Here is a 23,027-nt window from a genome sequence, read left to right as displayed (position 1 = left end):
AATTCTCCTTTTTATTTATTTTCATAATATAAAGTCATATTTATAAATTTATCATTCTTAAGAGAATATTCAATATTATATTTTTATAAGTGAAATGTCTGCATTTTTATTAAGATATTACTTTTTTAAAGATTGACCGGTATCATCAATTATTATTTGATAAGCTTTTTGCAAATCTTCAACATTAATCGCTTTACATTCGCAGCAATTTTCTAAAATAATAGAATCTGTTTTTTGTTTTTTTTGATTATTTTCAGCAAAAATTATATTATTCTTAAAATGTTCCTTGTGTTTCGGATTAGAACATTCTTTTTGCTCTCTTGTAGCCATAATTTCACGATCAATAGATTTTAAACTTGCTTCTTTAACAAAACTTTCTAAAACACGATAAGCTTTTTTGTAATTATTTTGAGTAGGACTTTCTACTAAAAGACCATTCATTGTTTTTTCATATTGCGGCGGCAAATGATCTAATGCTTTATTAATTACCTCTAATAAATATTTTTTAGCTTCTTGAGTAATAGGAAATTGATTACGTTGTAAAATATCATTCAATTGAGTTTGGCGTTCCGCCTCATCTCCTGGTTTCAATTCAATACGATGAGTAAAACGTGATAAAATAGCAGGTTCTATACCATCAATATGGTTAGTAGCTCCAATAACAAAAATAGGTTGTTCTAGACGATCTTCTTCTCGAGGTTCTAATTGGATTTTAAATTCATTAACAACATTGGCAATTTCAGAACCAGGTTTTAAACTATCAATATTTAAAAAAATATTTTCACATTCATCTAAAAAAATAATAACTCCTTTACCGTTTTTGACAGCCACTTCTCTAGCTAAATCAAATAATTCAGCCACCATTTTCGGAGCTCTGCCTACAAATTCTTGAGCGAAAATAGAACACGATACTTCAATAAAAGGTAACTCTGTTTCTCTTGCTATTGAAGCCGCAAAAATAGTTTTACCACATCCTGGCGTACCATACATCATTAAACCTGTGGGGATAACTACTTTACCTCTATCTTCATAAGCTTTTTTATTTTGAAAAAAATTAACAAAACCTTTAGCTACAGATTTAGCTTCGTTCAAACCTGCTAATTGTTGTAAATTTGGAAATTTTTTATAATCTTGAACTTTAAAATTATCACTTTCAAATAAAATATCTTTATTTTTATTATTAATACTCTTTTGCGATAATCCACTTTCAGTAATTAATTTATCTTTATTATCTTGTTTTTCTTTTATTTCTTGTTCGAGTTTTTTTAATTACTACTTATAGAAGTATTTGATTTTCTAAATTTAAAATATTTTTATGTATTTTTTCAATTTTATTTTCGTTCGTAGTAATCGCCTGATGGTGAATTAAAACATAAATAATTAATACAAAAGAAATCAAAAGCACAATAAATAAAAAAACACAAAAAAATAAAAATATTTTTTTTTGTGTTTTAATATTATTAATATCTTGTTCTTCGAACATATAATCAAAACCTTCTTTTTTTCAATTTTTAACAATTCTTAAAATTTCGTTTGTTTTGAAAAAATAAAAATATCATTTTAATTATCAGACAAAATTTAAAATTAATTATGCACAATATTAGATGTTTTATTTGAAACAATATTCGAACCACCAGTAATTATTTTCCCTTGTTTATCTACTAATTCATAATCATAAACTAAAAAAAGTTTGGGATTTTTAGCCAAAATAAGATCTTTTTGTTGAATTTGAGTATTAATTTTGATAGTTTGTGTTTCGTTTGGATGCATCGCTGAATACTGAGGTTTAGCTTCGGGAGAATAAATTTTAGCTTCTTCTTTATCTTTAGTCGTAATAATTTGATAATCAAAATATTTTTCTGGATTTTGAAAGGTATTTTGAGTATCGAAAAATATTTCAATTTTTAAAAACAAAGGGTCTTTAATTTCCATGCTTTGCGAACTTAAAATAACACTATGTTCAATATTTATTAAATGTTCATATTTATCTTTATTTAAATTAGGAATCGAAAACGGTATAAGATATTTATTTTGATTATTACCGCCTAAAAGTTCTACCTTGAAAATAGGAAAATTACTTTCTAATTTAATTTCGTCTTTTCTTTTTTGACTAAAATAAATAGAAACCGCTATTACCGAAAATATAATTGTTAAAATAAAAAAAACAATAAAAATTTTTAATTTATTTGTATTTACTTGATTTTGATTTATTTTCATTAATATAAAACCTTTTCTTTAGATTTACAAAACTTATATATAAATAAATTTATTAAATAAGAATTTCCATATTCAAATTAATAATAAAATTTTGAAAAATAAAATATAAAAAAATAAAGAAACTAATAAATTTAGTTTCTTTCAATATTTATTTCAAATTTTTTTAAAAATGTAAAATATTTTTTTATTTCAAAAAATTATTCATTGGGTTCATTATTATTAGAATTTGCGTTATTAGATTGATTTTCGATCAAATCTTTGGTATTAGATTTATTGTTGTCAGAATCTTCATTATTAGATATAATATCTCTATCTTTATTATCATTAACCTCATTTAAATTATTTAAAATTGTTTGCGAAATAAAATCAGAAATAAGTTTATTAGTGTCTTCTTTGAATATTTTTTGATAATCTTGTTCTAACTCATTTAATAATTTATCTTGATATTCTTCATCTGTCAATACTTTATTTTTGGCTCTATCATGTAACAAACTAATATCTGGTGGAACAAGGTCATTGTGTTTTTTAGTAAAATTTAAACGATTCCAAAATTTATTTAATAAAATTATTTGGAAATGAAAAGCCATAAAATTTTTGAGAAAAAACAAAAGAGAAATATTAAATTTTTTAATTTTTTCCGAATCCCATTCTTTATAAATATTTAATACCAAACAAACAACAACAATTTGCATTAAAATCGAATTTAACTGTTGCCCAAATACACTTAAGTTTTTAAATCTGCTTTCTTTTTCTTGATTTCTCTTTGCTCCATTTTTTATCCCCTTTTTTAATTAATTATTTAAAAAAATTAAAAAATAAAGAAAAAAAATTCAATTTATTAAAATTATTTTTTTAATAAATTGAAATAAATATAAGTAGTTTTAAGACATGCTCAGGTCATAATATTTATTTTTTACTTATAAAAATCAAATTTAATTTAATAAAAAATTTTATTAAATTAAAAATTAAAATTGATATATTTTTATTTATGAAATTTAATTTTAGAAATAGCTTTTTCTCTATATTTATAAATTTGTTTTTTTGTTATATTTAATTTTGATGATATTTCTTTATCATCTAAAACATACTGATAAGAATCATTTTCTTTTGAAATTCCATAACTATATATCAACACTTGATATTCAAACGAATTTAATATTTTTTTTATTTTATTTAAAAATATTTCATGATTAAGTTTTTTTATATATATTTGATGAGGATCTAAAATTTTAGGAAAATAGGGATTATAATCATTTTGTATAATAATCTCTTTTTCGATATATTGAGATGATAAAATTTCAATATTTTTATTTAATTTTCTATTTTTCTTATTATCATTATAAATTCTTATAGGAATCGAAGGAGAATAACTCAAACGAATTAATTTATCAATTTCTTGCCTAATTTTTCCTTTAGCAAAAGTGACAAAATCACATTTATATTCTTTATGAATATAATTAATTAATGCACTATCAATAACCAAAGTCCCTTCGTTTACCAAATCTTTTATTTCTAAAATTCTAGGATAATATTTGATTTTATAAATGATATTTAAAATTACATATTCATAAAATAATAAAATATTTTTTCACGAATAAAATTATTTTTATAATTTTCTTTTGAATAAATTTCAAATAATTGATTAATTTCATTTTCTATTTCTAAATAATTTTTAATATATTTCACCATATATAATTTCCTTATCTTATTTTTATTTATCCTTGACGATAAAAAATAATAAAAAAAATTATAATAAATAATTTTTTCTTTAAATAATAAAAAGAAAAAATGTTTAAAATATAGGATGCAATAAAAAATGCCATAATTAATTTAAAGAATTTGGATTTTTAAGAATTTTGATTTTAAAGTTAAAATTTATTTTTTTTACCTAAATTAAGGAGACATTTTATTTATGTTATTAAATACAAATGAAAAAACAAGTTGTCCTAAAGGATATTTATATTTTAAAAGAAAACAATTTATTAGAAAAATATTTAGAAATTAAACAAAATAAAACATATCAATTTAAAAAAGAACGTTTTATTCCGTGCTTGCTCTTTTTTTAGTTCCTTGTTATTACTAATTTTGTTTTAAAATTGGCGATTAGTTAAATTGTTGTTTATTAACTATATGTTAATACCATATATAAATAACTACTTACTTTAGCTAAAAAAAATAGAGTTTAACTTTTAAGTTGAACTCTAATAAATAAAAACTGTTTGATTACCTATGGTAATGAGAGATAAAACGAATAATAAATTATTATATTCACAAATAAATTCAAAAATAAAAACTTTTAAAATTTAATTCATTATTCGTAAAAAATAAATAAATTAACGAATTTATTTTATATTTACCGATATATTTGTTATAATATTTAAGAAATTGAAAAATATAATTCATCTTATAAAATAGAATTTTTTTAAAAAAATTTATGAAATTATTTTAATTTTTTAGAAAAAAATAACATAAAAAAATAGTATAAGTTTGAATTTTTTAAACTGTAATCAAAATATTAATCCGTACTTTATACATTTTAGAAAGAAAATAATTCAAAAAATGAATAAAATTTCATTAAGAAAAATAATTATAATTTCCTTTCTTATATCCATGTCTTTAATTATGGAGTTTATATTAACTAAACCAATTTTTGGTGCTAATTGTCAAAACTCTTTAATAAAATTAGAATTATTACCACTTTTATTAATAGGGTTTTTTTTTGGTTTTAAATATAGTATTTTATCTAATTTGCTATTTGTTCTTATACATATTATTTTAGAAAGTTCGCATATTTTTCATGGACATAATTTATTAAAAGAAATAAATCATGATAAAACACTAATAATAAGTATTTTATTATTTTTATTTATAATTCCTTATATTGCTTGTTCTTTGACAGGTTTGTTTCGGTCAAGTCATTCTAATAATTTATGTAAAAATAAAGATATAGTAAATAGTTTGTTATTGATTACAGTTATTCAAATTATTTCTTATGCTATATTTAGTTTTATATTTTACCCCAAGACAAATTCTAATCATATTTTAAAACATATTTTCCATGATCATGATGACGGGGGTAATATAGTTATTTTTTTATATTTCTTTTTTTCAATTATAATAACTAATTTAATTATTAGTATTTGTATCTTTTTTATAAAAAAATTTGTTAAAGAAAATGAAATTTTTTTATTTTAATCTAAAAATTTTATTAATTTGTAAATTATTATATGAAATTATCTACTATTTTCAAATAATTAAGCCTAGGCGAATAAGATACGGGAATTTGATATAAATTTTCTTCAAAAATTTTATAATTAATACTTTTCATTTTAGAATTTTGCATATAATCATTTAAAAAATTAATCGGAAGATAAAAATATTTATTTTTAGCTTTAAAATTAATAATAAAAAAAGCGATGCCATGAAATTGTTCTATAAGTTGTAATTTTTGTATTTGATGTGGAGGTATATTAGATAAAGAAAAACTAGTTTTATTATTAGTTTCTTTAACATCAAAACATAAATATCTGCCGCGATAAATACCTTGATAATCAGGTAAAGATTTTGAATGATAATAAGCTTCAATAATTTTAGCTCTTTGCCTAGAAGAATAATCAACTTTAACAACTTGAATCGGTATTGCATTTTTATAAATTAAAGCAATTTTTTTATCTTGATAAAATAGATTAGTTAAATTAATATCTCGTTCTAAATTCATACCTAAATTAGATTTATTTATGTGTTTTTTTTGAAAAGGATATTTAAGCATTTTTATTATTTTACTTTCTCTATATTTTTAAAAATATTGTCAGTTTTTTATTAATAACAAACTAATAATATTTTATATTATAAAAATTTTTTATTAGGAGTTTTATCGCATATGCAAGAAATTGGTTTATCAGTCTTAGGAGGAATAGGCGAAAATGGAAAAATTTATATTTATTAAGAATCAGTTCCTCTTATTTTGTTTTAGACTCAGGATTAAAATATCCTAATATGTCTATGCGCGGAATAGATTCTATAATTCCTGAGTATACTGCTTTAGAAAAAAATAAAAAAAAAAATTAAAGGTATTTTTATAACTTCTGCTTTCGAAACTCATTCTGGTTCTCTTCCTTATTTAATGGAGTATTTACAAGCTCCTATTTATGCTTCTGATTTTGTTATAAATATTCTGAAATCTAATTTAGAAAATCATAAAAATTTAGATATATCTAAATTAGATTTTAAAACAGTAAATGAAAATTCTGAAATTGATTTCATAGATACAAAAGTAAATTTTTTCGGATTGGCTCATTTTTTACCAGAAACTTTAGGTTTATCTTTTGAAACATCTGAAGGTTATCTAGTATATATTAGTGAAATGCACTTTTTACAATCTAAAAATCAAAATTTTCAAACTAATTTTTTAGCTTTATCTAAATTAAATTCTAAAAAAGTTCTAGCATTAATGATCGCTTCTCAAGGAGCTTTTAATATTGCAAAAAAACACAAAAGCGAAGCTTTAGAATATGCTCTAAGTAGTTATTTTGCAAGTATACAAAATAATATTATTATTTCTTTTTTAATTCCAGATTTACTAAAAATTCAATTAATTATCGATATCGCAGTAGAATTTAATTTAAAAATAGCTTTATTAGGTAGAAAAAATGAAAAAATTGTAGATATCGCTATTCAAAAAAGATACTTAAAAATTCCTAACGGTTATTTAGTAAATTTAAAAGGCATGCAAGATTATTTAAAACATAAAAATTTAGTAGTAATTATAGTTGGAAAACGTTTTGAACCTCTTTATCGCTTACAAAGAATGTGTAAACAAACAGATCGATTAATGATATTACACCCTAAAGATAAAATTTTGTTATTATCGATTGAAATAACTGGAATTGATAAAATTCAAACTAAAACTCTAGATGCTTTAGCTCGTCATGGTTTTGTCGTTGACTTATTAGTAAAAGATTTATTAACAGCTTCTTATAATTATGAAGAAAATTTCAAATTAATTTTACATTTATTGAAACCTAAATATCTTTTGCCAATTGCAGGAGAATATCGTCACCAATACCAAATGAAAAAAATTGCTAAAAATTTTGATTTTCCTGAAAATAAAATTTTTATGCTTGAAAACGCTGATGATTGGAATTATAATTTTAAAAATGCTCCTTATATTAATAAAAATTTCTTTAACAAATTAGGAGAATTTTTAATTGATGGAACGCCAGTATTAGAAGGTAACGATTGCATTATAAAAGATCGTGAATTATTAGCTAACGATGGTGTTATTATAATAGCTTGTAATTTAGATTTAAAATTTAAAAAAAATGTAGGCAATAATATAGAATTAATTAATAAAGGTTTTTTAGATAAAACGAAAATTACTTCATTAGTATCAGAATTAAAAATTGTTTTCTCTAAATTAATTGAAGATTTTTTAACAAAAAATAGACAAACCAAATGGAGTGATTTTAAAAATTATTTAAAAGAAGAATTATCAAAATTAATTTTTAAAAAACACAAAAAAAACCAATTATCATACCTATTTTAATAACTATTAATTCATAAATTTAAAATCACAACTAATAAAATTTATAAAGGAAATAAACAAATGGATTTATTAAATAAAAATCCTGAATTAAAAAATTTTGATATATTTTTTTACGCTCTAGGAGGTCTAGGTGAAGTCGGAAAAAATATGTATATTCTAGAAATCGAACAAAAAATATTTATCATTGATTCAGGTATTTCTTTTTTTGGAGATTCTTTTTTAGGTATTAATTATGTTATTCCTAATTATGAATATTTATTACAAAACGAACATAGAATTGTTGGTCTTTTTGTTACGCATGGCCACGAAGATCATATTGGTGGTATTCCTTTTTTATTAAAAAAAATTAAAATTAATAATATATTTGTTTCTGGTATAGCATTCAATTTAATTGAATCAAAATTAATCGAACATAAATTACATAAATATATAAGAATCATGACAAAATACAATAATGATTCTAAATTTAAATTCGGAAATACAGAAATTTCTTTCATAAGAATGAATCACTCTATCCCTGATACTTTTGGTATAGTATTCAACAATAAAGATAGAATTATTTTTTATACAGGAGATTTTAAAATCGATAATACACCTGTTGGTCCTTTAGCGGAATACGATAAACTCGCGGAATTAAATAAAAAAAATATTTTATGTCTTTTGTCTGATTCTACAAATGCACAAAATAAAGAAAGTATTCCTTCAGAAAACGAAATAAGAAAAACCATCGATCAACTATTTTATAAAATTAAAGGAAGAATTATAATCGTTACTTTTGCTTCTAATTTTTACCGCATCAAACAAATTATTGAAGCTAGTATTTTAACAAAAAGAAAAATAGCTATTTTCGGACGTAGTATGGAAAAAGCTGTCGAAAACGGAATCAAAAACGGTTATCTCAATATTCCAAAAGACACAATTGTAAATGGAAATAATATAGAAAAATATCACAATATTACCTTAATTTGTACTGGATCGCAAGGAGAACCGCTGGCCGCTCTTAGCAGAATGGCGCATGGTATTCATAGACAAATTAAATTATTTAAAAAAGATACGGTTATTTTCTCTTCTTCTCCAATCCCTGGTAATCAAGATAGCATAAATAAAGTTTTAGATTTGCTTTTCAAAATGGATGTAGATGTTGTTATTCACGGAGACGTTGTTAATACTCATGCTTCAGGGCACGCGAGTCAAAACGACTTAAAATTAATATTAAATTTAGTTAAACCTAAATTTTTTATTCCTGTACACGGATCACATATAATGTTAATGGCTCATAAAAAATTAGCTATCGATTGCGGTATTAAATCTGAAAATATTTTTATTTTAGATAACGGAGATGTAGTTGGTATCAATGAACAATCTGTTCAAAAATTAGATAGTAAAATAGCAGCAAATAATATTTTCATTGATGAATCAGGAACAGATGACCTTAGTAATTGCGTATTAAAAGAAAGAAAAATTTTAAGCGAAGAAGGGTTATTTTCTATTATCACAAGTATTAATTTAAAATATAAAAAAATATTAAATTTCCCAATGATTTTTTCACGTGGTTTTATTTACATGAAAAGCAACAAAGAATTAATGAAAAAATTCTCTTTCGAAATTAAAAAAATAATAGAAGATTATTTATATAAAAATGACAAAATCAATAAAAATCAATTAAAAAAGATTATTGTGGATTTTATAACTCCTAAAATTTATGACTTAACTTTAAGAAAACCAATTATAATTCCTATTATTTTAACAATATAAAAATTACTTTTATTTTATATTTACAATAATTTACATATTTTTATATAATATTAATATATTAATTTATGTTTTAGAAAAATAAAATGAAAAGAGTTTATATTTTTTATCATGAATTTTAAGGAAATATATATAAATTAAAAAAACCTATTTTATTAAATAATTTTAATATCGAAATTAAGAATAGATATATTCCACAAAAAAATAAAAATAAAAAAAGAGAATGGTTTTGTGAAAATTTTCAATTTAATTTCGAAAATAAAGATTATTGTTTGCTAGAAGTAATAATTAAATTTGATCATATTGACGAAGATAATCCAGAATTTTTTTTACAACCAGAACAAATCATTCAAATTGTTAAAAGTAAATTAGAAATGGAAGAATATTCTGAAAATAAATATATTTTAACAGTTTATAAATTTCGACAAGCGGCAGAAAAATAAAAAATCTTTAGTTTTCTGCTTTAATTTTTAATTCATATTGTAAACTATCTCATTTATAGATGGTTTTCTTTTTTTATTAAAAAAATTTAATATTATAACAAATTAATGAAGATAAGTGAAAAAAATGCCAGAATTACCAGAAGTAGAAATTACAATTCGTAATTTAAGAAAAAAAATAATTGGTTCTCGAATAGACAAAATAGAAGTTTTTCACCAACCTTCATTACAAAGTATTCATAATTTGAACAATCTCGAACAAAAAACTTTTGTAGATATCGAAAGAAAAGGTAAATTTTTATTATTTTTTTTAAGCTCTGATTGGGTTTTAGTAGGACATTTTCGGATGGAAGGCAAAATATATATTCACGCTTTAGAAGAATGTAAGACAATCCACAAATATGAAAATTTTCGAATATTTTTAAATAATCATAAAATTTTCCGATATTATGATTTTAGAAAATTTGGACGTTTTCATTTATACAAAAAAGAAACATATTTAGAAGAAAGCGGATTAAATCAATTAGCCCAAGATCCGTTTTCAATAAAAGCTTTAACTCTTTTTAACAAAATTAACAAAAAGAAAACAGTAATTAAAAAAATTTTATTAGATCAAAGAGTAATATCAGGAATTGGTAATATTTATGCTAGTGAAATTTTATTTTTGGCTAAAATTCATCCTGAAACAAAAACAGATTCTTTAACTTTACAACAAATAGAAATCATTATCTCAAAAGCAAAAAAAATATTAAAAAATGCAATTTCTTATGGCGGCACTTCTATTAGTAGTTTTGAGGCTTTGGGAGTGAAAGGTTCTTATCAACACCAACTCTTAGTTTATAAAAAAGACAAAGAAAATTGTTCTCTATGCAAAAATAAAATTCACAAAATAAAAATAGGAGGAAGAAGTTCTTATTTTTGTTCTCAATGTCAAAAACATAATTAACAACTATATAAATCAAAAGAGGTGATTTTTTGTTTACATTACAAAAATTTAATATCAAAAATAATTATATTTTGAATAATGAAGAACAAAAAATTTTACATTTACTTTATCAACCTTTGATAGGTTTAGGAGCTTTAAGTCTTTACAATACTTTTTATTTTTTAAACCAAAATCATAAATCACAATTTAATTATAATCACCAATTTTTATTTGATTTATTAAATATTGATGAAGATACTTTTATCAAATATAAAGAAAAACTTGAAGTAATTAATTTATTACAAACTTTCGAAAATAAAACAAAAGAAAACTTTATTTGTTAAAATCTCCTTTAAACTATATTAATTTTTTTCAAGATCCGATTTTAAATCAATATTTATTAAGCGAAATAGGAGAAGAACTTTATTCACAATTACATAATTTTTTTGATAACAACGAAGAACAAAAAATATTAGAAAATTACGAAAATATAAGTAAAAATTTTTCAGACATTTATCGTTTTCAAAAAATACATCTACCCAAAACAATAAATAATTTTCAACATTTTAAAAATAACAAATCCTCCTCTTCATTACAAAAATATTTTAATTATGAAATTTTTATCGAAAAATTACCACAACGTTTCAAAAAACCTTTTTTATTAGAATGGAAAAGTATTGAATATATTACAAAATTAAGTTTTGTTTATGGACTAAAACCTGAAGAAATGGCATCTTTATATAAAGAAACTTTTATCAATAAAAATAATGAAAATATAGATTTAAATAATTTAAAAATAATTTTAACTAGAAAATATTTCAAAAAAATAACATTAACTAATGTCCCTAATATAAATGAAGAAAATGAAATGATTCTTTACTTAAAAAACACAGAGCCAAATAGAATCATAAAAAATTTTGCTACAAGTGCTCATATTTATTCTGATTTAATTGATATAGCTTTCAAATTAATAGAACAAACAAATACAGATATTGGCGTTATTAACGCTTTACTTATGTATGTTTTAAAAATAAAAAAAAATACAAATAAAAACTTTATTCCTACTTTTAATTATTTTAAAACTATTTTAAATTCATGGTCTAAAAAAGGAATTATTTCGACAGAAACAGCCTATGATTTTTTAATGGAAGATAATAAATTTCAAAATACACAAACCTATAAACACAATCGTCCTAAATGGTTAGATGAAGTAGAAAAAGAATTAGGTTTGGATGATTAAAGGTGTTTAAATATCATGTGTCCTTTCGAAAAATTAGATTTTCAAAAAATTAAAGAATTCGTTCAACAACATGACGAAACTAAAAATCTAAAAATAAATGATGAAGATATTATTGCAGTTTATAACTATTTAAAAAACAAAGATCAAAAAATTGTTTTGGTTATCAAATGATTTTAAAAACAAAACCTTATATTTCCATTATTTACAAAGAAACTTCCAAATCTAAACAAATTAATTTAGAAAATAATCTATACCAAAAAAATATTTTATTTCATCAAAATTTAAATTTAGATAACATTGAATTAAAAAATTTTGAAACACAAAATTCTTCGACTAAAGAAAAAGCTTTGATGCAAATAAAAAATATAATTAAAAATTTTTCTAATATAAAAAAAGGATGTTATTTTCACGGAAAATTTGGTACAGGAAAAACTTTTCTTCTTAAAAGTTTAGCTAAAAATTTAATTAAAAAAAATATTCCTGTATTATTTATTTTTATGCCTGATCTAACAAGACAATTTAAAAATACTTGGAATAATAGTGATATTTTAGAAAATAAATTTAATTATTTAAAAAACATTCCTTGTTTAATTTTAGATGATTTTGGTTCCGAAAACATGAATATTTTTTTTAGAGATGATATTTTTTACCTCTTTTATATTATCGTTATGAACATAACTTGCCAATTTTTTTTAGCAGTAATTTTGATGAAAAAGAATTACAAAATTATTTCAACTATAATAAAGATTTTCATAATGAAATCAAAACCCTAAAAATAATCAGAATTATTAAAAAATTAACTGATTTTTATAATTTTGATTCTTATTAAAAGAAAAAATCCTTTTAATATAATAAAACCCAGTCATTTAATGATTGGGTTTTTTCTCTATATTGTTTTATTATAAATTTAAATATTATTATATTTAAATTTATAATAAAACAATATTTAATAACTAAAAATCAAAAATATACAATAAATTTACAAAGATAAAAAATAAATTTGGTCAAATAATTATCAAAATGAAATTACAAAAGGCAATTTAATGATTAATAAATAATTAAAAATAAGTTAATTTCAATTAAAAACATTATTGAAATATTATGACTTGTTTTTTTTTTAATTTATAATATGTTTAATTTACATATAATATATAAAATTTACAATTTATAATATGTAAAACTATAAAAAAAGTAAGGATTTTAATTTATGAAAAAAATGGATTTAAGAGATTATTATCAAAAACATAAAAAAATATTAATTATTTCGTTTATATTAATTATTTCGTTTATCATGATATTATTTGCAAAAAAAATATTTGATTATACACAAAAAGATACTAATAAAAATAAAACAAAAAATGAAGAAGTAATTAACGAAAGAAATTCATCTAATTTTATTTATTCTGTTCCAAATGAAATAGGTCAGTTATTCCCTAATTTAGACATGGGCTCTTATTCATGTTATACTGATACACAAGAATTTTTATCATCAAATTGCTTAAGAAGTCCTTTTTTTAAAGAAATTGTAGATGAAAACGAATTAAATAATTATAATGAAGAACAAAAAAAGGAAATTATTCATCAAAAACCATATGAACTTCCAAGAAAATTAAAATTTGGTTTAGTCGAACAAATCGAAAAACCTAATGATTTTACAGAATGTATAGGTACCCATGGAGGATGGAACAAATCTTTTCACAAAAAAGATAAAAAATTTATTTTTAAATTACGAGAAAATGCAAAATTTGAAAACCAAATACCAATAAACTCCAATACAATAAAATATACTTTTGATACTTATAATTCCAAATTTGGAGATTTTAAAGAAATTATAGGTTTCGAGGAATTAAAAATTTTCCCCAATGAAAATTATAAATTTGAATTGATTTTACAAAATAATAAAAGTTTATATGAAGTTATTAAATTTTGAATTACATTGTTTTATTAGAAAAAAACAGTTTCGAAAGATCTTGTGTTAATGAAGGAAATAGAGAAGAAATAAAATATGGTACAAGTTTGGATCATCCTTTAGTTTCTTATGGCCCATTTAAAGTTAAAACTGGTTATAACGATTCAAAATGGATTTTCGAAAGAAATCCAGAACATTTTGAACCATTTAATTCGCATTCAGATTATGAAACAATTAAAATACTGATAGAACACAATAGTGGAAACGCAATTAGAGAAAAAGAACTATTTGAAAAAGGCGAACTTAGTTTATACGTAGTAGAACATGGAGCTGAATTAGATGATAATTTTTTTAATAAATTTCAAAAAGATTTATTTTGCGCACCTGAAGAATATTCTTTAACTATTAATTTAGAAGGTGAAAGAGTAAAAAATATAAATTTAAAAAAAGCTTTATTTTATGGGATTGATAAAAAATCCATTACTAATGTTTTTTTACATCCTACATTGGATTATATGAACGATACATATTGTGATAAAAACACTTCTATTTTCCCTTATAACAAAACCGAAAAACATCAAAACAATATTTTGGAATGTTTCCGAAAAGATTTATTAGATTTACACATAAATACAGAAAATATAGAACAAAAAATTATTAATTTAAAAAATAATTTAGGTTATGACCAAGAATTAGCAAAAATGTTTTTTCACAAATATATCACAGAAACAAATTCACAGGGTGATATTATATTATTTTTAGCAACTAGAGATGGCGTAATTACAAATGAAAAAATTATCGGACAATTAAAAGAACAAATAGAAAAAATATCTAATGATGGTAATCATAAAATTAAGATAGAATATAAACTAAATGATTTTTCAAGTTCAGATATTAATATTAAAGTAGCAGGACGTAACCCAGAATGTTTTATATCTGAAGAAGAGAAAAAACGAATACAAGACAATAGTAGCACAAGAAGAACATATAAATTAAGTTCAGAACAAAACAAACAAATACCGGAATTAGAAAAAAAAGTTTATCAAAATTTATTTATGATACCATTATATCAACCGAAACAAGTCAATTTTTTAAAAAATGTAGAAACTGAATTTAATAAATATTATTCAATTTTTGGATTTAAAAATCAATCGTATGATTCTTTAAATTAATTTAAATAAAATAATTTTTTTTAAAAACAAAGAGAGGCAAATAATGTTTTCGAATTCAATAAAAAATATATTAAAATTATTTATTATTATTATTTTGTTAATAATTTTAAATTTTGCTCCATTCGGAAAATTTCAACCAGAAGGAAAACAAATTTCTGAAACGGAAATGATTTCTAAAATATCACGTAGCTATATTAGCGAAAGCATAAAATATAGCAAATATAAAACAATGTTTCTTCAAGATAAACCATTTTATCAAATAAGACAAATTTATAAAATAGAATTGAAAACTAAACAGGGAGAAACATTTTGTTCAGATATTATTAAAAATACTAAAGATGAGATTAGTTTTGAATTAATACCTAGACATAAAGTATTTTATCAATGGTTAGATATTAGACCTTTCAGTTGGTTTTTAGATATTTTAGCATTTTGTTTTAATCAAATTCAGTTGTTCTCTAGTTTGATATTTTCTATTTACATTATTCTTGCTATCAATCGCGAAAAAGGTAAATTAAATTCTAACCCTCTATATCTTCCAAACAAAAATCTTACTTTACTTTCGAAGATGTTGCCGGCAACGAAGAAGAAAAAGAAGAAATGAAGGAATTAATTGATTTTTTAAAAAGACCTCAAAAGTATACTTCTGTAGGAGCTAAAATACCTAAAGGTGTTTTATTAGAAGGGCCGCCAGGAACAGGTAAAACCTTATTAGCGAAAGCTTTAGCTGGAGAAGCTAATGTTCCTTTTTACGCTGTAGCTGGTTCTGAATTTAAAGATCAATATTTTGGCGTTGGAGCTTCTAGAGTTAAAAGTTTATTTAAAGAAGCTATTAACAACGCTCCTTGTGTGGTGTTTATTGATGAAATAGATACTATCGGAAGACAAAGAGGCGATATCAAAAATGATGATGGTAGTATTATTAACCAACTTTTAACTGAAATGGATGGTTTTACTAAATCAAAAGGAATTATTGTTGTTGGAGCTACTAATAGAGCGGATATGTTAGATTCAGCTTTATTAAGACCAGGAAGATTCGATCGTAAAGTTTTAGTTGGTTTGCCTGATGTTAAAGCTAGAGAAGCTATTTTAAAAGTTCATGTTCGTAATAAAAATATTTCTCCTGATATTAATTTTAATCAATTAGCGAAACAAACTCCAGGTATGAGTGGCGCTCAATTAGAAGCAGTTTTAAATGAAGCTTCTATTTTAACAGTAAGAAATCAAAAAGAAATGATTACTATGGAAGATTTAGAAGAAGCGATTGATGCGTTGATCGCGTTTTTAATGGGTCCAGCCAAAATTCAATTAAATATACAAAGAAGAAAGAAAAATGGTGGCTTACCATGAAGCTGGACACGCCGTTTTGGTTTAAATTAGAACACGCTCAAAAGTTCAAAAGATTACGATTATCCCAAGAGGTTCGCTGGTGGTTATATTTAATGTTACCTGAAAAAGAAACTTTCTTTCTTCTAAAAAAAAAATGTTAGCGAATATTATTTCTTATTTAGGCGGTAGAGTAGCTGAAGAATTAGTTTTTGACGATGTTTCTAATGGAGCTTGTGAGGATTTTAAACAAGCTACTAAAATAGCTAGTTTAATGGTGACTAAATATGGAATGAGTGATTTAGGTGTTTCTCAAGATTCTGATTTTTCTGATAAAAAAGCGATTGATACAGAAATTAAAAAAATAATAGATCAATGTTATCAAGAATGTCAAAAAGTGATTAAAGAAAATAAATCTTTATTAGATAAAATAGTTAATTTATTATTAGAAAAAGAAACTATTAATAAAGAAGAGATAGATTTATTAGTTTAAAAACAATCTAAAATAAATAAAACGCTCTTTAAAAAAAAAAAAAAATAATTTTTTAAAATAAATATTGGGATTGATCTAAAATAAATGTTTTTTAAAATTACCGTCAAAAGTAATTATTAATAGTACAAATTATTTTTTCAAATTGTTACAATTTCAAAAGTAAATTTTAAATAATAAAAAAATAATATTTTATAAAATAAAAAAAGACCATCTTTCAGAGATAGTCTTTTTTTATTTTAATATTTTATTTAAAAAAGATAATGTATATTTTTTATTATTATTTTTTAAATTGACTATGATAAAGGTTATAATAGAATCCTTTTAATTCAAGTAATTCATTATGTTTACCTTTTTCAATGATAACACCATTTTTTAATACTACGATAATATCAGCATTTATAATTGTAGATAAACGATGCGCAATTATAAAAGATGTTTTGTTTTCGCATAATTTTTGAATAGACTTTTGACAAATCATTTCCATTTGAGTATCAATAGCCGAAGTAGCTTCATCTAAAATTAAAATAGAAGGGTTATTTAATAAAGTTCTAGTTATCGTAATTAACTGTTTTTCGCCTTGTGATAAATTATCTGATTCTTCGTTAATGATGGTTTGATAACCTTCTTCTTTGGCCATGATAAAATCATGAATTTGAGTTTGTTTTGCTACTTCTATAATTTCTTCTTTTGTTTTGCTTTCGTTACCATATTGAATATTTTCTAAAATAGTACCTTTAAAAAGCCAAACATCTTGTAAAACTAATCCTAAAATTTTTCTTAAATATTTTTTTTGTAATTGTCTAATATCTACTCCATCAATTGTTATAGAACCTTCATCAATGTCATAAAATCTAGTTAATAAATTGATTAAAGTTGTTTTTCCTGAACCAGTAGAACCAACAACAGCTACTGTTTGATTTTTATAAACATCTAAATTAATATTTTTAAGAACAGGCGAATCTTTATAATAACCAAACGAAACATTTGAAAAAGAAACAAAACCTTCTACTTTATCTAAAGTAATACAATTAGGTTCATCTTCTTTTTCTTCGGTTTCATATAAAAAGTCAAAAACTTTTTGGATAGCAGCTTTAGTTGATTGAATAACGACAAAAATTTGACTTAAATCATTAATAGGATTTCCTAAACGCCAAACATATTGAATAAAAGCTTCGAACATCCCTAATTGAATTGTGCAAAAACCTAAAGTAAATAAAAAACCTTTATCATCAATAGGAAGCATTAAGTAATACCCCATAACAATAACAATAGTTAATATAATATATGTAAAAGAATTAATAATAGGAATGGCTAAACTAGAAAAAAAATTGGATTTAAAAATCATTTTAGATAAATCTTGGTTAATATCTTTAAATTCTTTAATAATGTTTTTTTGTTGATTATATAAAATAATTTCTTTATGACCGTTAAATTTTTCTTGTAAAAAACCATTATATTCAGATGTTTTATCGAATCTTTGAATAAAAATATGACGAGATTTTCTGTTAATAATAAAGATCACAATAAGTGAAAAAGGAATCATTAAAGAAATAACAAAACCTAAACGCCAATTAACTAACAACATACAAACTAATAAAATAGCTATATTAAAAAACGCACAAATAATAGAAGCAAAAGTTTGTTGTAATCCATTCGAAATGATATCGACATTATTAGTCATTTTATTCATAACATCGCCAACAGTATTTTGATCGAAAAATTTAATAGGTAATCTATTAATTTTTTTATAAATATCTTGGCGCATATTTTTAATTCCTTTATGGATGGAATTGATCAAAAATTTGTTATAAATAAATTTGCTTATTGCGCATAATAAATATAAAACGACATTTATGCTTAAAAAAAACAATATATGTTTTTTATAAGCGTTTTGATCTTTATGATTGTTTTTATTATTAATAAAGTTTAAAATTTTTTCTCCTTCAAATAAAGGAATGTAACATTGAATTACAGCAATTAAAAAAATTAAAATAATACTAATTATTATTTTTTTTTTAAAAGGACGTAAATATTTATACATCTTTTGCATTTTACAAGACCTCTTCAATTTTTTGAGAAAAAGCGATTTTTTGATAAACAGGGCATTTGTTCATCAATTCTTTATGTGTTCCGATGCTTACTATTTTTCCATTATCTAAAACAATAATTTGATCAGCATTCAAAATAGACGTTAACCTTTGCGCCACTATTATTACTATAGAATCTTTCTTTTTTTGAGCTAAAAAAGATTGTCTAATAGCTAAATCAGTTTCATAATCTAAAGCAGAAAAGGAATCATCAAAAATATAAATATCTGGTTGTTTTAATAAAGCTCTTGTGATAGAAAGTCTTTGTTTTTGACCGCCAGAGAAATTTGCTCCTAATTCGCTTACAGGTTCTTCTAATTTATGAGTTTTATTTTGGATAAATTGATATGATTGGCTTATTTTAGATTTTTCCAACATTTCTTCGATATCCGCATTTTCTTTGCCAAATAATAAATTACTAAAAATAGTTCCTTTAAATAAAATATTTTTTTGAGAAACAAAACCAATTTTATCTCTTAAATTTTTAAAATCATAATTTTGAATATCTATCCCATTAATTTCTATAATTCCTTGAGTAGGATCGATCAAACGAGGAATCAAATTCATTAAAGTAGTTTTTCCTGATCCTGTTTTTCCTACGAAAGCAATTATTTCTGATTTTTTCAACTTAAAATTAATATTTTCTAAGATTAATTTAGAATTATCAGGGTGTCGATAACAAACATTTTTAAATTCTAATGTTTGAATATTTTCTAAAAATTCTGAATTTATTGTGTTTCTATTAATAGAAGGTTTAATATTAAATAAATATTGAATTTTAGCTAAAGCCACTAAAGTTTTCGGAAGCATCATAAATAATAATAAAAAACTCAAAATAGAAGATAAAATATGAACATTATAAGTTATACAAATATATAATTTGCCAATATCTATTGCTCCTTCTAGAATTAAATCAGAAGCAAGTTTAATAGTGATAATAATAGACAGGTTTAATAAGAAATAAAATAAAGGTTCGATTGAAAGAATAGAATTAAATAATTTAATAATTGAATCTCTAAAAGATATATTTATTTTTCCGAATTTTTTTTCTTCATTTTCTTCTTGATTTAAAGTTCGAATTATTTTCACTCCTGTAATGCCAGATCTAATTTTATAATTCATTTCTTCTAAAAGATTGTGTTGTTCAATTGATAAAGAATAATTTTTCGCAATAATAAAAATTAAAATAAAGATAAAACAAAACATTATAGCTAATATACCATAAGATAACGAAGGATGAATCTTGTAAATTATGACAAAACAAGAAACTAACATAATAGGCATAGAAACAACCGTTTTATAAAAAGCAATTACAAAATTCATTATTTGATAAACATTATAGGTAATTCTGCTTACAATAGCGGAAACTCCTAATTTTTGCATATCTATAAAAGAAAAAGTTTGTGTTTTTTTGAATAAATCTGTGCTTAAATCTTTAAAAACCAAAGATGCAATTTTAGAAATACAAAAAGTTATAACGAAATTGCCTACAATAACCATCAAAACTATTATGCATAAAAATAAAAAAACATTTATAAATTGTGTTTTAAGTTTAGGATTTACAATATATTCACCTATGACATAGGGAATTAATAATTCTCCGATAATTATTAATAAAAAAGAGAAAATATTTAATAAAAGAAGCTTTTTATATTTAAAAATATATTTCAAAATTAATTTCATATAATTAATACTTCAAAACTTACTTTCTTTTAATATATTCAAAACAAATTAAAATAAAACAAAAAAATTAATAAATTAAAATAAATCGTATATTATTAGCAATTATAACATTTTTTATTATTTGTGTCATAATAAAAAAATAGTTTTCTTTATAAATAAGAAAACTATTTTTTTATTAATTTGATTTTATAAAATGATTATTTTTTTAAAAAAGATTATTATCTGGAATCGGAGAAAAATCTTTTTTTTCTTTAATAGAAGTAACAGCCGCTTCAGTAGTGACAAACATAGAAGCGATAGATGCAGAATTTAAAATAGCTTGTTTTGTCACTTTAGTAGGATCAACGATTCCTTCTTTCAATAAATCAACATATTCTCCTGTTTCAGCATTGAATCCAAAATTTTCTTTTTGTTTTAATTGTTCTATAACAACTGAATTTCCATTAAAACCTGCATTTTCGGAAATTTGATAAGTCGGAGTTAATAAACTATCTAAAACAACGTTTATTCCTTTTTGAATGTCAGAATTAGAATCTTTTAAAGTTTCTTTTAAAACTTTATAAATTTCTACTAAAGTTTTTCCACCGCCAACTAAAATACCTTCGGTAACAGCTGCTTGAGCAGCATTTAAAGCGTCTTCAAGTCTTAATTTTCGTTCTTTTAGTTCTATTTCTGTAGCTGCCCCTACTTTAATAACAGCTACTCCGCCAGATAATTTAGCTAAACGAGATTTTAAATTTTTTAATTCATGTTCATTATTTGTATTTTGAATATGATTTTCTATTTCTTCAATTCTTTTGGTTAAATCTGAGCTTTTATCTGTACCCATTAATATTGTATTATCTTGTTTGATAATTGCTTTTTTAATTTGTCCTAAATCTTCGATTTTGATATTTTGTAATTGCATATCTAAATCTTTAGAAATAAAATTAGCTTTAGTTAAAATAGCGATATCTTTTAATAATTCTTTTTGATTATCTCCGAAATCAGGCGCTTCAGTAGCAGCTATATTTAAAATACCATGAAATTTATTTAGTGCTAAAATATTAATTACATCGTTATCAAAGGAATTAGCTATAATTAACAAAGGTTGAGATTTCGCTTTAACTTCTTCTAATAAATGATTAATTTCGTTAATGTTATTAATTTTATGATCAGTTACTAAAATTAATGCTCTTTCTAATTCGACTGACATATTGGACAATTTATTAACGAAAATACTTGATAAATAACCTTTATCATATTGCATTCCTTCGACAACTTCTAATTCAGTTTCTAAACCTTTAGATTCGCCTATACTAATTATTCCCTTTTGAGTAACTTTGTTCATTGCAGAAACTATAATTTCACCTATTTCTTTGCTGCCTGAAGAAAGTGTAGCGATATTAGCTATTTCTTCTTGTGTAGAAATTGGTTTAGATTTTTTTAAAATTTGTTCTATTACTTTTTTTGAAGCCACAAGAATACCTTTTTTAACTAGAACAGATTTAGCGCCAGAATTAACAAATTGAAAACCTTTATGAATCATACTTTGAGCTAAAACAATTGCTGTTGTCGTTCCGTCTCCTGCATTATCGTTAGTTTTTGTAGCAGCCTCACGTAGTAATTGTGCGCCCATATTTTGAAAAGGTTCTGTTAATTTTATTTCTTTAGCGATTGTAACGCCATCATTAACAATAACAGGTAATCCGTGGCTTTTTTCTAAAGCAACATTGTTTCCTTTAGGGCCTAAAGTAAGTTTGACAGTATTTGCTAAAATGTCCACTCCATTTAAAATTTCTTTTCTAGCCTCTTTGCCAAAAAGAATTGATTTAGCTGTCATATATTAAATTAAATCCCCCTATTAAATTTTTATTTCATTTTTTAAAATTATTAGTTTTTATTTAATTTAAACTAATAAAGCTATTATTTTATCAGTTTTTAGAATTAAATATTCTTCTTTTTCAATTGTAATTTTGGTTCCAGCATAATTTTCGTAAACCACTTCATAATTCGGCTGAATTTCTTTGGATGCTTCAGGACCACAACTTACCACAATGCCTGTACAATTATTTTCTTGTTTTTGATTTTGTAATTTTAAAATAATTGAATTTGTGTTCTTTTTTTCTTCTTTATTTTTTATAACGACATAATCTTTTAAAGGTTTAATTAACATAAATATTTCCTTTCTATCATTATTAAAAGCGAAATAAAAAAATATATCAATTGATAGTTTTTTAGTCTATATAATTCTATTAA

General features: G+C 22.4%; 22 protein-coding genes and 1 pseudogene. 12 read left to right on the top strand and 11 right to left on the bottom strand.

The window, feature by feature from the left end:
* Window positions 1-117 precede the first annotated feature (117 nt).
* The 6 genes from JNO41_RS03125 to JNO41_RS03100 all read right to left on the bottom strand — a co-directional run bounded on the left by JNO41_RS03125 (window position 118) and on the right by JNO41_RS03100 (window position 3,906).
* On the bottom strand, window positions 118-1,092 hold the full coding sequence (locus JNO41_RS03125; RefSeq protein WP_432729448.1) for an AAA family ATPase: 975 nt from the start codon (window positions 1,090-1,092) through the stop codon (window positions 118-120).
* A 184-nt stretch (window positions 1,093-1,276) separates the two neighbouring features.
* The gene (locus JNO41_RS03120; protein WP_432729446.1) at window positions 1,277-1,483 is read right to left on the bottom strand and encodes a hypothetical protein; all 207 of its coding nucleotides are present in this window, start codon (window positions 1,481-1,483) and stop codon (window positions 1,277-1,279) included.
* Window positions 1,484-1,584: 101 nt separating this feature from the next.
* Window positions 1,585-2,217, bottom strand: coding sequence for a hypothetical protein (locus JNO41_RS03115; protein ID WP_121463788.1), 633 nt, complete (start codon window positions 2,215-2,217; stop codon window positions 1,585-1,587).
* Window positions 2,218-2,414: 197 nt separating this feature from the next.
* Entirely contained in the window at window positions 2,415-2,909 is a 495-nt protein-coding gene (locus JNO41_RS03110; RefSeq protein WP_432729444.1) for a hypothetical protein, read from the bottom strand.
* 290 nt (window positions 2,910-3,199) lie between these two features.
* Window positions 3,200-3,718 (bottom strand): hypothetical protein, encoded by a 519-nt coding sequence (locus JNO41_RS03105; protein ID WP_432729442.1) that lies wholly within the window; start codon window positions 3,716-3,718, stop codon window positions 3,200-3,202.
* Window positions 3,719-3,774: 56 nt separating this feature from the next.
* The gene (locus tag JNO41_RS03100) at window positions 3,775-3,906 is read right to left on the bottom strand and encodes a hypothetical protein (protein WP_432729440.1); all 132 of its coding nucleotides are present in this window, start codon (window positions 3,904-3,906) and stop codon (window positions 3,775-3,777) included.
* 870 nt (window positions 3,907-4,776) lie between these two features.
* Here JNO41_RS03100 and JNO41_RS03095 point away from each other — a divergent pair.
* Window positions 4,777-5,412, top strand: a complete 636-nt coding sequence (locus tag JNO41_RS03095) for a hypothetical protein (RefSeq protein WP_121463785.1) — start codon at window positions 4,777-4,779, stop codon at window positions 5,410-5,412.
* 28 nt (window positions 5,413-5,440) lie between these two features.
* On the opposite strand, the gene recU is transcribed toward JNO41_RS03095, so the two are convergent.
* A complete protein-coding gene (gene recU, locus JNO41_RS03090) occupies window positions 5,441-5,986 on the bottom strand; it encodes a Holliday junction resolvase RecU (RefSeq protein WP_121463784.1) in 546 nt (181 codons plus the stop codon).
* 354 nt (window positions 5,987-6,340) lie between these two features.
* Here recU and JNO41_RS03085 point away from each other — a divergent pair, with 354 nt between their 5' ends.
* From JNO41_RS03085 to JNO41_RS03035, 11 genes and pseudogenes are all read left to right on the top strand, one after another.
* Window positions 6,341-7,762, top strand: a complete 1,422-nt coding sequence (locus JNO41_RS03085) for a ribonuclease J (RefSeq protein ID WP_432729438.1) — start codon at window positions 6,341-6,343, stop codon at window positions 7,760-7,762.
* Between the two features lie 60 nt (window positions 7,763-7,822).
* Window positions 7,823-9,517, top strand: a complete 1,695-nt coding sequence (locus JNO41_RS03080) for a ribonuclease J (protein WP_121463782.1) — start codon at window positions 7,823-7,825, stop codon at window positions 9,515-9,517.
* 269 nt (window positions 9,518-9,786) lie between these two features.
* Complete coding sequence (locus tag JNO41_RS03075; protein WP_432729435.1) at window positions 9,787-9,957, top strand: hypothetical protein; 171 nt, start codon at window positions 9,787-9,789, stop codon at window positions 9,955-9,957.
* A gap of 124 nt (window positions 9,958-10,081) precedes the next feature.
* Complete coding sequence (mutM, locus tag JNO41_RS03070; protein WP_121463780.1) at window positions 10,082-10,900, top strand: DNA-formamidopyrimidine glycosylase; 819 nt, start codon at window positions 10,082-10,084, stop codon at window positions 10,898-10,900.
* Window positions 10,901-10,929: 29 nt separating this feature from the next.
* Entirely contained in the window at window positions 10,930-11,223 is a 294-nt protein-coding gene (locus JNO41_RS03065; protein WP_432729433.1) for a hypothetical protein, read from the top strand.
* Window positions 11,217-12,119 (top strand): DnaD domain protein, encoded by a 903-nt coding sequence (locus JNO41_RS03060; protein ID WP_432729431.1) that lies wholly within the window; start codon window positions 11,217-11,219, stop codon window positions 12,117-12,119. Before JNO41_RS03065 ends, JNO41_RS03060 begins: the two co-directional genes overlap by 7 nt.
* 15 nt (window positions 12,120-12,134) lie before the next feature.
* Window positions 12,135-12,290, top strand: a complete 156-nt coding sequence (locus JNO41_RS03055) for a hypothetical protein (protein ID WP_432729429.1) — start codon at window positions 12,135-12,137, stop codon at window positions 12,288-12,290.
* A complete protein-coding gene (locus JNO41_RS03050; protein WP_432729427.1) occupies window positions 12,287-12,892 on the top strand; it encodes an ATP-binding protein in 606 nt (201 codons plus the stop codon). Before JNO41_RS03055 ends, JNO41_RS03050 begins: the two co-directional genes overlap by 4 nt.
* A gap of 434 nt (window positions 12,893-13,326) precedes the next feature.
* A complete protein-coding gene (locus JNO41_RS03045; protein ID WP_432729425.1) occupies window positions 13,327-14,049 on the top strand; it encodes a hypothetical protein in 723 nt (240 codons plus the stop codon).
* Window positions 14,046-15,200: an ABC transporter substrate-binding protein gene (locus JNO41_RS03040; RefSeq protein WP_432729423.1), complete on the top strand. Its 1,155-nt coding sequence runs from the start codon at window positions 14,046-14,048 to the stop codon at window positions 15,198-15,200. The genes JNO41_RS03045 and JNO41_RS03040 overlap by 4 nt, the downstream gene beginning before the upstream one ends.
* A 43-nt stretch (window positions 15,201-15,243) precedes the next feature.
* Window positions 15,244-17,019: pseudogene (locus tag JNO41_RS03035) on the top strand (ATP-dependent metallopeptidase FtsH/Yme1/Tma family protein).
* Window positions 17,020-17,296: 277 nt separating this feature from the next.
* Here JNO41_RS03035 and JNO41_RS03030 read toward each other — a convergent pair.
* From JNO41_RS03030 to JNO41_RS03015, 4 genes are all read right to left on the bottom strand, one after another.
* Window positions 17,297-19,069, bottom strand: coding sequence for an ABC transporter ATP-binding protein (locus JNO41_RS03030; RefSeq protein ID WP_121463776.1), 1,773 nt, complete (start codon window positions 19,067-19,069; stop codon window positions 17,297-17,299).
* A gap of 1 nt (window position 19,070) precedes the next feature.
* Window positions 19,071-20,789, bottom strand: coding sequence for an ABC transporter ATP-binding protein (locus JNO41_RS03025; RefSeq protein ID WP_121463775.1), 1,719 nt, complete (start codon window positions 20,787-20,789; stop codon window positions 19,071-19,073).
* Window positions 20,790-20,994: 205 nt separating this feature from the next.
* Complete coding sequence (gene groL / locus JNO41_RS03020; protein ID WP_121463774.1) at window positions 20,995-22,611, bottom strand: chaperonin GroEL; 1,617 nt, start codon at window positions 22,609-22,611, stop codon at window positions 20,995-20,997.
* A gap of 66 nt (window positions 22,612-22,677) precedes the next feature.
* Window positions 22,678-22,944, bottom strand: a complete 267-nt coding sequence (locus JNO41_RS03015) for a co-chaperone GroES (protein ID WP_121463773.1) — start codon at window positions 22,942-22,944, stop codon at window positions 22,678-22,680.
* Between the last annotated feature and the right edge of the window lie 83 nt (window positions 22,945-23,027).

The sequence above is a fragment of the 'Prunus avium' virescence phytoplasma genome, assembly GCF_050916135.1.
GTDB classification, from domain to species: Bacteria; Bacillota_I; Bacilli_A; order Acholeplasmatales; family Acholeplasmataceae; genus Phytoplasma; species Phytoplasma ziziphi.
Note: the sequence above shows the minus strand (reverse complement) of the source record. Positions and strands in the feature narration are given on the sequence as shown.

Excerpts from the sequence above, each read along its gene's own strand:
- JNO41_RS03120 (WP_432729446.1), bottom strand. The coding sequence starts at position 1,483 with ATGTTCGAAGAACAAGATATTAATAATATTAAAACACAAAAAAAAATA.
- JNO41_RS03115 (WP_121463788.1), bottom strand. The coding sequence starts at position 2,217 with ATGAAAATAAATCAAAATCAAGTAAATACAAATAAATTAAAAATTTTT.
- JNO41_RS03110 (WP_432729444.1), bottom strand. The coding sequence starts at position 2,909 with ATGCAAATTGTTGTTGTTTGTTTGGTATTAAATATTTATAAAGAATGG.
- JNO41_RS03100 (WP_432729440.1), bottom strand. The coding sequence starts at position 3,906 with ATGGTGAAATATATTAAAAATTATTTAGAAATAGAAAATGAAATTAAT.
- JNO41_RS03095 (WP_121463785.1), top strand. The coding sequence starts at position 4,777 with ATGAATAAAATTTCATTAAGAAAAATAATTATAATTTCCTTTCTTATA.
- recU (WP_121463784.1), bottom strand. The coding sequence starts at position 5,986 with ATGCTTAAATATCCTTTTCAAAAAAAACACATAAATAAATCTAATTTA.
- JNO41_RS03085 (WP_432729438.1), top strand. The coding sequence starts at position 6,341 with ATGGAGTATTTACAAGCTCCTATTTATGCTTCTGATTTTGTTATAAAT.
- JNO41_RS03080 (WP_121463782.1), top strand. The coding sequence starts at position 7,823 with ATGGATTTATTAAATAAAAATCCTGAATTAAAAAATTTTGATATATTT.
- mutM (WP_121463780.1), top strand. The coding sequence starts at position 10,082 with ATGCCAGAATTACCAGAAGTAGAAATTACAATTCGTAATTTAAGAAAA.
- JNO41_RS03055 (WP_432729429.1), top strand. The coding sequence starts at position 12,135 with ATGTGTCCTTTCGAAAAATTAGATTTTCAAAAAATTAAAGAATTCGTT.
- JNO41_RS03050 (WP_432729427.1), top strand. The coding sequence starts at position 12,287 with ATGATTTTAAAAACAAAACCTTATATTTCCATTATTTACAAAGAAACT.
- JNO41_RS03045 (WP_432729425.1), top strand. The coding sequence starts at position 13,327 with ATGAAAAAAATGGATTTAAGAGATTATTATCAAAAACATAAAAAAATA.
- JNO41_RS03030 (WP_121463776.1), bottom strand. The coding sequence starts at position 19,069 with ATGCAAAAGATGTATAAATATTTACGTCCTTTTAAAAAAAAAATAATA.
- JNO41_RS03025 (WP_121463775.1), bottom strand. The coding sequence starts at position 20,789 with ATGAAATTAATTTTGAAATATATTTTTAAATATAAAAAGCTTCTTTTA.
- groL (WP_121463774.1), bottom strand. The coding sequence starts at position 22,611 with ATGACAGCTAAATCAATTCTTTTTGGCAAAGAGGCTAGAAAAGAAATT.
- JNO41_RS03015 (WP_121463773.1), bottom strand. The coding sequence starts at position 22,944 with ATGTTAATTAAACCTTTAAAAGATTATGTCGTTATAAAAAATAAAGAA.